Raw genomic sequence first — 9,308 nt, 5'->3', positions numbered from 1 at the left:
CCCCTACCCCCTCGCCTCCGCCCCCCCGATCGCCCAGGTCGCGCTCAAGGGCCTGTGCCCGCGCTGCGGCAAGCCCACCCTCTTCGCCAGATGGGCCGAGTTCGCCGACCGCTGCTCCAATTGCGGCCTCGATTTCAGCAAGTTCAACGTCGGTGACGGCCCCGCCGCGTTCCTGACGCTGATCCTCGGCGCGATCGTCGTCGCGCTCGCGATCACGCTCGAGCTGACGCTGCACCCGCCGCTCTGGGTGCACATGCTGGTCTGGATCCCGTTCACCGCCGCGGGCGTCATCCTGTCGCTCCGCGCCGCCAAGGGCGCGCTCATGTCCGCCGAATATCGCAACGCCGCGCGCGAGGGTCGCAGCCAGCCGTGACGACCACCCGGCGTTTCCCCGTCCTCCCGACGCTGCTCGTCGCGGTCGCGGTCGCGGCGATGATCGCGCTCGGCCTGTGGCAGCTGCTCGACCGCCTCCCGAAGAAGGAGGCGTTCCTCGCCCAGCTCGCCGCCAACCCCGCGCGTCCGCCGATGGCGTTTCCCCGCCTGCCCGACGAGACGCTGCTGTTCCGCCGCGCGACGGGCGTCTGCCTCGAGCCGACCGCGATCCGCCTCGCCGGCGCGGGCAAGGCGGGCTTTCGCGTCATTGCCGACTGCCGCACCGGCGCCGAGGGCCCCGGCATGATCGTCCAGCTCGGCACGACGCGCGATCCGAAGCTCAAGCCCCAATGGTCCGGTGGCCCGGTCTCGGGCTATATCACCCACGCCCCCGACGGCCGCTCGCTGATCGGTTCGCTGTTCGACCCGACCCCGGCGCGGCTGATGCTCGTCGCCGACACGCCGCCCGCCGGCCTCGCCCCCAACGGCCAGCCCGACCTCGCCTCGGTCCCGAACAACCATCTCGCCTATGCCGGCCAGTGGTTCTTCTTCGCCGCCATCGCCGCGATCATTTATGTCCTGGCACTGGCCAAGCGCGGCAAGGTTGTGTCGAAAGCTGCGTCCCGCTAACCGGCTTGGCCATGCGTTACATCAGCACCCGCGGCTCGGCCCCCGTCCTCGATTTCGAAGCGGCGACGCTCGCCGGTCTCGCATCCGATGGCGGCCTCTATCTCCCCGAAGCATGGCCGACGATGACCCGCGACGAGATCGCCGCGCTCGCCGGCCTCTCCTATGTCGACACCGCGGTCGCCGTCATGGCGCCGTTCGTCGGCGACGCGATGACCCGCGACGAGCTGAAGGCGCTCTGCGACCAGGCCTATGGCCGCTTCTCGCACGCCGCCGTCGTGCCGCTGGTCCAGCTCGACCACGACCAGTGGCTGCTCGAACTCTTCCACGGCCCGACGCTCGCCTTCAAGGACGTCGCGCTCCAGCTGCTCGGCCTCTTCTTCGAACGCTTCCTCGCCGGCACCACCAAGCGCCTGACGATCGTCGGCGCGACCAGCGGCGACACCGGCTCGGCCGCGATCGACGCGGTCGCGGGGCGCGAGGGCATCGACATCTTCATGCTCCACCCCGCCGGCCGCATCTCGGACGTGCAGCGCCGCCAGATGACGACGGTGCTCAGCCCCAATGTCTACAACATCGCCATCGAAGGCAGCTTCGACGACGCGCAGGCGCTCGTGAAGGCGATGTTCAACGACCCCGGCTTCTCCGACCGGTTCGCGCTGTCCGCGGTGAACTCGATCAACTGGGCCCGGCTGATGGCGCAGGTCGTGTATTTCTTCTACGCCGCGGTCCGCCTCGGCGCGCCCGACCGCGAGGTCGCCTTCTCCGTGCCGACCGGCAATTTCGGCGACGTCTTCGCGGGCTATGTCGCCGCCCGCATGGGCCTTCCCGTCGCGCGGCTGGTCGTCGCGACCAACGTCAACGACATCCTCCACCGCGCGCTCAGCAGCGGCGACTATTCGAAGACCGGCGTCGAACAGACCCCGACCCCGTCGATGGACATCCAGGTCAGCTCGAACTTCGAACGCCTGTTGTTCGACCTCGGGAGCCGCGACGGCGCCGCGCTCGCAGCCCAGATGGCAGGCTTCGAATCCTCGGGCGCGATGCGGCTCACCAACGCGCAGTCGCAGGGGGCCGCGGTATTGTTCCAGAGCGACCGTGTCGATCTCGACGACATGACGCTCGCGATGCGCTGGGCGCACGAGCATGCCGGCCAGGTGATCGACCCGCACACCGCGATCGGCCTCGCCGCCGCGCTGCGTACCGAGGTGCCGCCCGGCACGCCGATCGTCACGCTCGCGACCGCGCATCCCGCCAAGTTCCGCGACGCGGTCGAGCGCGCGACCGGCGTCCGGCCTTCGCTCCCCGCACGCGTCGGCGACCTGTTCCAGCGCGAGGAACGCTACGTCACGCTCCCTGCGACCTTCGACGCGATCACCGCCTATATCGCCGACCGCGCGAAGCCGTCGGCATGAAGACGCTCGACACCCTCATCGGCGAACCCTGGGCGGATTACGGCCTGATCGATTCCGGCCACGGCAAGAAGCTCGAACGCTATGGCCGCTTCCGCTTTATCCGCCCCGAACCACAGGCGATGTGGGCCCCCGCCTCGACCGACTGGAAGGCGCAGGGCGAGTTCGTCCCCGGCTCGGACGAAGATGGCGGCGGCCGCTGGGAATTTTCGGAACCCGTGCCCCGCGAGGGCTGGACGCTCAAGTGGAACGAGGTGTCCTACACCGCGCAGACCACCCCCTTCCGCCATCTCGGCTTCTTCCCCGACATGGCGCCGGTGTGGAGCTGGATGCGCGAGCGCGTCGTCGGGCTCGACAGTCCGGAATGCATGAATTTGTTCGGCTATACCGGCGTCGGCACGCTGGCGATGGCGACCAAGGGCGTCCGCATGGTCCATGTCGATGCGTCGAAGAAATCGGTCGAGGCGGCCAAGGCCAATGCGCGGCTGTCGGGCATGGCCGACGCGCCGATCCGCTGGATGACCGACGACGCCGCCAAGTTCGTCGCGCGCGAAGTGCGCCGCGGCCGCCGCTATGACGGCATCCTGCTCGATCCCCCCAAATATGGCCGCGGTCCCGAGGGCGAGGTCTGGCGGCTCGAGGAGGATCTCCCCCGCCTCATCGCCGACTGCCGCAAGCTGCTCGACGAGAATTCGCGCTTCCTGTTCCTGACCGTCTACGCGGTCCGCATGTCCGCGCTCGCGATCGGCGAACTGCTCAACCAGGTCTTCGCCGACCTGCCCGGCAAGGTCGAAGCGGGCGAACTCGGCGTCCGCGAGGAGACCCGCGGCCTCACCCTCCCCACCGCCATCTGGGCCCGCTGGTCCCGCGACTGAAGCGGGACCACCCCCAAACCGTTCGTGCTGAGCGAAGTCGAAGCACACCCCCGCCCCAAACCCCAAGATCCGTTCGTGCTGAGCGAAGTCGAAGCACCTGCCCCAACACCAGCCGCAACCCCAACCTACTCCATCCCAGCCCCCCCGATTCGATCACCGTAACAGCGTTGGAAAACGCGAACGGCGCCGCAAAGGCGCGATTGAGCACGATCAGCCGCCCATCAGGCAACTCGGCGACATCGACCGGACTGAACCCGACCGGCGGCACATAGGTAAAGCCCACCCCGCGCGCCGTCAGCGGATCACCCGCGAACAACAGCCCCCGCCGCCCGGTCCCGCGCCCGACCCCGCCCGCGCTCGTCCGCACCCGCGGCCGCGCGGTCTCCGACAGCACGACGAATCGCCCGTCGCGCAGGCGCACCATGCTCTCGGGCCCGCCATTGTCGGGCCATTCGCGCATCGCCCGCGGCCGGACCATCCCCTCGAATCGCGCCAGCAGCGTGCCGTCGGCCCCTGCGGCATAGCGCCCGACCGCGTTCCAATATTCGAACCCGACCCAGGCGGTCCCCGTCGCCGCATCGATCGTCAGCGATTCGCTGTCCCGGTCGCGCTTCGACCAGCCCTGCCCGGGACCACCCGGCAGCGCGGCAAAGCCGATCCCCGCGGGCCGCCAGTCGTCCCCCATATGAAAGCGGACGATATTCCCGCCATCGCTCAGCAGCGTCACCTGCGTCCGCGAAGCCCTGCGACGGACCGCAATCGAGGAATACCCCCCGAACGCCGAATCGCGACTGCGCAGCACCACCCCGCCCAGATAGGTCAGCCCGCCGAGCCGCCGCCGCGACGGATCGGCCGGATCGATCCGCACCCGCGTCGCGGTCATGTCCGCCGCCGCACCCAGCAGCGGGAGCCGCGACGTGCCGCTCCATCCGGGCACCAGCAGGTGCACGCTCGCCAGCACGAACAACAGGGTCGGGATACGCCGCACGCCCGCCCCATAGCCGCTGCCGCGCCCGGGGGCACCCGCTTCCAGTCAGGCGCGCGTGATAGGGCGCGGGACCGGAGTCGCGCCTGAACCGTTGATAACGAACGCATTCAGGCTCGGCTCAATCCGACTCGACCATAAGGCTGTCATCAGGATCGAAGGGCCCGCCACCGGCGCACTCCCCCAGGTCCCAAATGGGAGACGTTTGATGTTCAAGACCTTCACCCTCGCCGTCAGCGCGCTCGCAATGGGCACCGCGACCCTGGTCCCCGTCGCCGCCGAGGCACAGCGCTACGGTTACGAGCGCGGCTATGACCGCGGTTACGACGGGCGCGGCTATGATCGTGGCCGGGGCTATGACCGCGAATATCGCGGCAACGACCGCCGCTACAACTACCGCAACGACCGCAACAACCGTCGCGGCTGCGACAACACCGGCGGCACGATCGTCGGCGCCCTCGCTGGCGGCCTGCTCGGCCACACGGTTGCCGGTCGCGGCAACGGCACGATCGGCGCCCTCCTCGGCGCCGCCGGCGGCGGCCTCGCCGGCAACGCGATCGATAAGTCGGACAATCCCCGGTATTGCCGCCGCTAAGCGCGACAGCGCGGGTGCTCGCCAAGCCGAGCACCCGCGCCACCCAGTTCCCCCAGTTCCCTCGCGTAGCGTATCGAGGGCAGAGGCCGGTCCCCCACAGGGGGCCGGCCTCGTGTTCGTCCGGAGCCGCGCACCGCGCGGAACCGGACCGGCCGGCGGGTGGCGCCCGCGCCAACCCGGCCGACGGCTTCGCCGACGGCAAGCCCGCCTACGCCACCATCACGCCCACCCCGTCATCCACATCCCCCCTCCGTCATCCCGACGAAAGTCGGGACCCAGGATACCACCCGCAACGCTCGTGGCTCTGGGTCCTGACGTTCGTCAGGATGACGGTGGTTTGGTGGCGCTAATGGACATCCCCAACCCCGTCATCCTGACGAAAGTCAGGATCCAGAGCCCAGGCCACCGTCCGCCGCCAAACTCACGCCGCCGGCAAAGCCGTCGGCCGGACCGGGTTGCACCCGTCCGCCGGCCGTGACGGTTTTGCCCCGGCTGCCGCGCAGCCGGGGCAAAACCGTCAGTACATATGCTGCCCGCCATTGATGCTCAGCGTCGAGCCGGTCACGAACCCGCCCTCTTCCGAGCACAGGAACACCACCCCGCGCGCAATCTCGCTCGCCTGGCCCAGCCGCCCGACCGGGATCTTCGCGACGATCTTCTCGAGCACGTCCGCCGGCACCGCCGCCACCATGTCCGTATCGATATAGCCCGGCGCGATCGCGTTGACCGTCACCCCGGCCCGCGCGCCCTCCTGCGCCAGCGCCTTGGTGAAGCCGTGGATGCCCGATTTCGCCGCGGCGTAATTGACCTGGCCATATTGCCCGGCCTGCCCGTTGATCGAGCCGATATTGACGATCCGTCCCCATTTGCGCGTCCGCATGCCCGGGAACACCGCCTTGGCCATGTTGAAGCAGCCGCCCAGATTGGTGTCGATCACCGCCTTCCAGTCGTCATAGCTGAGCTTCAGGATCGTGCCGTCGCGCGTGATGCCCGCATTGTTCACGACGATGTCGACATCCCCCAGGTCGGCCGCGACCTTCGCACAGCCCGCCTGGCACGCGTCATAATCCGCGACATCCCATTGATAGACCGCGATTCCGGTCCGCGCCGCAAAGGCCTCGGCGCGTTCGGCATTGCCCGCATAGGTCGCCGCCACGGTCAGCCCGGTCTTCTGCAGCGCAAGGCTGATCGCCTCGCCGATGCCACGCGTTCCCCCGGTTACGATCGCGACGCGTGCCATGCCTTCTCTCCCGCCATACGTGTTTTACCGGAGGCTAACCGCGGCGCGTCCAACCTTCAAGCTCGCGTGCAAGCAGCCGCTCGAGCATCGCGATCCCGGCGGGGCCGTCGTTCAGGCACGGCAGATAGGCAAAGTCCTTGCCGCCCGCCTCCTCGAAGCTCTCGCGCCCACGAATCGACAATTCCTCGAGCGTTTCCAGACAGTCCGCCGAAAAGCCGGGGGCAAAGATCGCGACCTTGGTCTTCCCCGCCTTGGCCAGTTCGACCAGCGTCTCGTCGGTCGCGGGCCCGAGCCATTTCTGCGGCCCGAACCGCGACTGGAACGCGACCGTCAGCTCGCGCCCCATCGCCGCGCTCAGCAGCCGCGCGGTCTTCTGGCAGTGGCAATGATAGGGATCGCCCATCTCCAGCGTGCGCTTGGGCATGCCGTGAAAGCTCGCGACGATCGCATCGGGCACGAAATCGAGCGCGGCGAGCGACGTCTCGAGATCGGTCTTCAGCGCGTCGATATACAAGGGATCGTCATAATAAGGCGGCAGCGTGCGCAGCGCGGGCTGCCAGCGCAGCCCCGCCAGATGCGCAAACGCCTTGTCGTTCGCGGTCGCGGTCGTCGCCGCGCAATATTGCGGATAGAGCGGCGCGAGCAGGATCCGCTCGCAGCCCGCCGCCTGCATCGCGCTCAGCCGCTCGGCGATCGCCGGCCGGCCATAGCGCATCGCCCAGTCGACCAGCACCTCGGGACCGAACGAATCCTTCACGGCCGCCGCCTGCAACCGCGTGATCGCGGCGAGCGGCGAACCGTCCTCGCGCCACACCTGGCTGTACGCATGCGCCGATTTCTTGGGCCGCGTATTCAGGATGATGCCGCGCAGGATCGGCTGCCACGCGATCGCCGGGATCTCGACGACGCGGCGATCCGACAGGAATTCGCCGAGATAGCGTTTGACCGATCGCACGTCGGGGCCGTCGGGCGTCCCCAGGTTCATCAGCAGGACGCCGATCCGGGGCTTCGGAATCGCGGGATGGTCGGGGGGCAGGGTCATGTCGAGGGTCTTAAAGGCAAATCGCGCAGACGAAAGCCCGTTGCGGAGAAGATTGCGTTGGCGATCGCCGGCGCAACCGCGGGCACGCCCAGCTCGCCGACCCCGCCCGGCGCCTCGTCGCTGCGGATCAGCTCGACGGTGATGTCGGGCGTGTCCGCCAGCCGCGGCAGGTGCAGGTCGCCAAACCCGCGTGCATCGGCCAGGTTGCGCGTGAAGCCGGTCGCCGCACCCAGCGCGGTCGCCAGCCCGAAGATCAGCCCGCCCTCGATCTGCTGGCGGACCAGATCGGGGTTGATCTGCACCCCGCAATCGACCGCCGCGACCAGCCGCTCGACCACCGGCCGCCGGTCCGCGCCGAGATGCGCTTCCGCCAGCACCGCGATGAAACTGCCGCGAAAGGCGTGGGCCGCGATCCCCTGGCCGCTGCCGGGCACGCCGCCATTCCACCCGCCCAGCGATGCCGCGGTCGACAGGCACCGCGCGAGTCTCGCGCCGCCGCCCAGCATGCCGATCCGGTAGGACATCGGCTCGGTCGCGGCGATCCGCGCGAGCTCGTCGACGAACGTCTCGGTGAAGAACGCGGTATAGCCATGCGCGCCGCCGCGCAGCGCGCCCGTCGGCACGCCGATCTCGGCGGCATGATGCACGACCGCCACCGCCGGGATCGCATAGGCGGGCAGCGCACCGCCGACCGCATGCGGATCGCCCCGCGTCAGCGCGGTCGCCGCCCGGCTGGCGATCCCCGGCAGCACCCGCGCCGCGATCTCCGCGCCGGTCGCGGGCGCCGCGATCGCCGTGCGCCACGCAAGGATCCGCCCGCGCGCATCGAGTCGCGCCGCCAGCCGCGCCGCCGCCGCGGGACGATAGCGGTCGTGCATCAGATCCTCGGCCCGCGACCAGACCAGGCTGACCGGGCGCTTCAGCCGCACCGCCAGCACCGCCGCCTGCGCCGCCGCGTCATGCTCCAGCGCGGCGCCGAACGACCCGCCGACCGGCATCGGATGGATCACCACCTGCGCCTCGTCGATCCCCGCCGCGCGCGCCGCCGCCGCACGCGCGGGCCCCGGCGCCTGAGTCTGCAGCCACAGCTCCAGGATTCCGTCGCGGTACGCCGCAGTCGCGCTGCGCGTCTCGATCGCCGCATGCACCGCCGGCGCGACGCGGTAGGCGGCGGTCACCACCCCCGCCCCGTCGAGCAGCGTGCCGATCTCCCCGGTCTGCGCCATCGTCGCGCCCGGCGCCTCGAACGCGGCGTCGAGCGCGGCAACGATCGTCCCGCTGTCGATCACAGGCCCCCGCGTGGCAAACCGCGGCGCCATCGCGGACAGCGCCTGCTGCGCCGCCCAGCCGGTCGTCGCCACCGCCGCGACCCAGCGCGGCGTCTCGACGACCTGCAGCACGCCGCGCACCCGGTCCGCGGCGGCGCGGTCGACCCCAATCAGCCGGCTGTCGCCGACCGGTCCCTGCCGGATCGCCGCATGGACCATGTCGGGCAGGCGGACGTCGCCGGTGAAATTGGCGGATCCGTCGACCTTGGCCGGCGTGTCGATCCGCGGCACCGACCGCCCCGCGAGCGCGCCCGCGCCCGGCCCGCCGATGCCGGGCTCGTCGGGCAAGGTCTCGCGCGCCGCGTCCTCGGCCAGCGCGGCGAAGCGGATCCGCCGCGTGCCCTGCACGACGAACCCCGCCTCGGTCCGGCAGTCCGCCCAGTCCGCATCCCAGCGCCGCGCCGCCGCCTTGCACAGCAGCACCCGCGCCGCCGCGCCCGCGCTCCGGCACGCCGCCTCGAACATCCGCACCGAACTCGATCCCGCGGTCAGCATCGGCGCGGGGCCGGCGACCGCTGCGGGAACCACGCCCGGCATCCCCTCGAACAGCGCGTTCAGCCCGACCGGATTGGCATAAAGCAGGTTCAGCGGCGCGGGCTCGACGCCCACCGTCCGCCAGTCCGCGCCCAGCTCGTCCGCGACGATCTGCGCCAGCGCGGTATAGACGCCCTGCCCCTGTTCGGCCTGCGGCACCGCGACCGTGACATGCCCGTCGCTGCCGATCTTCAGCCACGCCCCGAACGCGCTCTCCCCCGGATCCGCGACCAGCGTCGGCGCATAGTCGCGCGGCCACAGCCCCCAGGCGACGACCAGCCCGATCCCCACGCCGCCC

9 protein-coding genes are annotated in these 9,308 nt (G+C 70.5%); 5 read left to right on the top strand and 4 right to left on the bottom strand.

From position 1 onward, the window contains the following. The 4 genes from GV027_RS13190 to GV027_RS13175 form a co-directional block, all read left to right on the top strand. Positions 1 to 373: DUF983 domain-containing protein (locus GV027_RS13190; RefSeq protein ID WP_443029537.1), on the top strand; the 373-nt coding region annotated here is incomplete at its 5' end. After that, complete coding sequence (locus GV027_RS13185; RefSeq protein ID WP_268893567.1) at positions 370 to 1,002, top strand: SURF1 family cytochrome oxidase biogenesis protein; 633 nt, start codon at positions 370 to 372, stop codon at positions 1,000 to 1,002. The genes GV027_RS13190 and GV027_RS13185, both read left to right, overlap by 4 nt. A gap of 11 nt (positions 1,003 to 1,013) precedes the next feature. Continuing rightward, positions 1,014 to 2,414, top strand: coding sequence for a threonine synthase (gene thrC / locus GV027_RS13180; RefSeq protein WP_159512146.1), 1,401 nt, complete (start codon positions 1,014 to 1,016; stop codon positions 2,412 to 2,414). Then, the gene (locus GV027_RS13175; RefSeq protein WP_159512145.1) at positions 2,411 to 3,286 is read left to right on the top strand and encodes a class I SAM-dependent methyltransferase; all 876 of its coding nucleotides are present in this window, start codon (positions 2,411 to 2,413) and stop codon (positions 3,284 to 3,286) included. The genes thrC and GV027_RS13175 overlap by 4 nt, the downstream gene beginning before the upstream one ends. Here the strand turns inward: GV027_RS13175 and GV027_RS13170 are convergent. Next, a complete protein-coding gene (locus GV027_RS13170) occupies positions 3,243 to 4,274 on the bottom strand; it encodes an esterase-like activity of phytase family protein (protein ID WP_159512144.1) in 1,032 nt (343 codons plus the stop codon). The genes GV027_RS13175 and GV027_RS13170 overlap by 44 nt on opposite strands. 205 nt (positions 4,275 to 4,479) lie before the next feature. Here GV027_RS13170 and GV027_RS13165 point away from each other — a divergent pair, with 205 nt between their 5' ends. Further along, the gene (locus tag GV027_RS13165; RefSeq protein ID WP_056406961.1) at positions 4,480 to 4,866 is read left to right on the top strand and encodes a glycine zipper 2TM domain-containing protein; all 387 of its coding nucleotides are present in this window, start codon (positions 4,480 to 4,482) and stop codon (positions 4,864 to 4,866) included. Positions 4,867 to 5,383: 517 nt separating this feature from the next. Here GV027_RS13165 and phbB read toward each other — a convergent pair. The 3 genes from phbB to GV027_RS13150 all read right to left on the bottom strand — a co-directional run. Further along, on the bottom strand, positions 5,384 to 6,106 hold the full coding sequence (phbB, locus tag GV027_RS13160) for an acetoacetyl-CoA reductase (RefSeq protein WP_031439092.1): 723 nt from the start codon (positions 6,104 to 6,106) through the stop codon (positions 5,384 to 5,386). 34 nt (positions 6,107 to 6,140) lie between these two features. Beyond that, positions 6,141 to 7,148, bottom strand: a complete 1,008-nt coding sequence (gene hemH, locus GV027_RS13155; protein ID WP_159512143.1) for a ferrochelatase — start codon at positions 7,146 to 7,148, stop codon at positions 6,141 to 6,143. Further along, positions 7,145 to 9,308 (bottom strand): xanthine dehydrogenase family protein molybdopterin-binding subunit (locus GV027_RS13150; RefSeq protein WP_159512142.1); only part of this gene is annotated, 2,164 nt, incomplete at its 5' end. The genes hemH and GV027_RS13150, both read right to left, overlap by 4 nt.

Source organism: Sphingomonas sp. T1 (genome assembly GCF_902506585.1).
GTDB classification, from domain to species: Bacteria; Pseudomonadota; Alphaproteobacteria; order Sphingomonadales; family Sphingomonadaceae; genus Sphingomonas; species Sphingomonas aerolata.
Note: the sequence above shows the minus strand (reverse complement) of the source record. Positions and strands in the feature narration are given on the sequence as shown.

Bases quoted from the DNA above. Each gene is read 5' to 3' on its own strand.
- thrC (WP_159512146.1), top strand. From the start codon at position 1,014: ATGCGTTACATCAGCACCCGCGGCTCGGCCCCCGTCCTCGATTTCGAA.
- GV027_RS13175 (WP_159512145.1), top strand. From the start codon at position 2,411: ATGAAGACGCTCGACACCCTCATCGGCGAACCCTGGGCGGATTACGGC.
- GV027_RS13165 (WP_056406961.1), top strand. From the start codon at position 4,480: ATGTTCAAGACCTTCACCCTCGCCGTCAGCGCGCTCGCAATGGGCACC.
- phbB (WP_031439092.1), bottom strand. From the start codon at position 6,106: ATGGCACGCGTCGCGATCGTAACCGGGGGAACGCGTGGCATCGGCGAG.
- hemH (WP_159512143.1), bottom strand. From the start codon at position 7,148: ATGACCCTGCCCCCCGACCATCCCGCGATTCCGAAGCCCCGGATCGGC.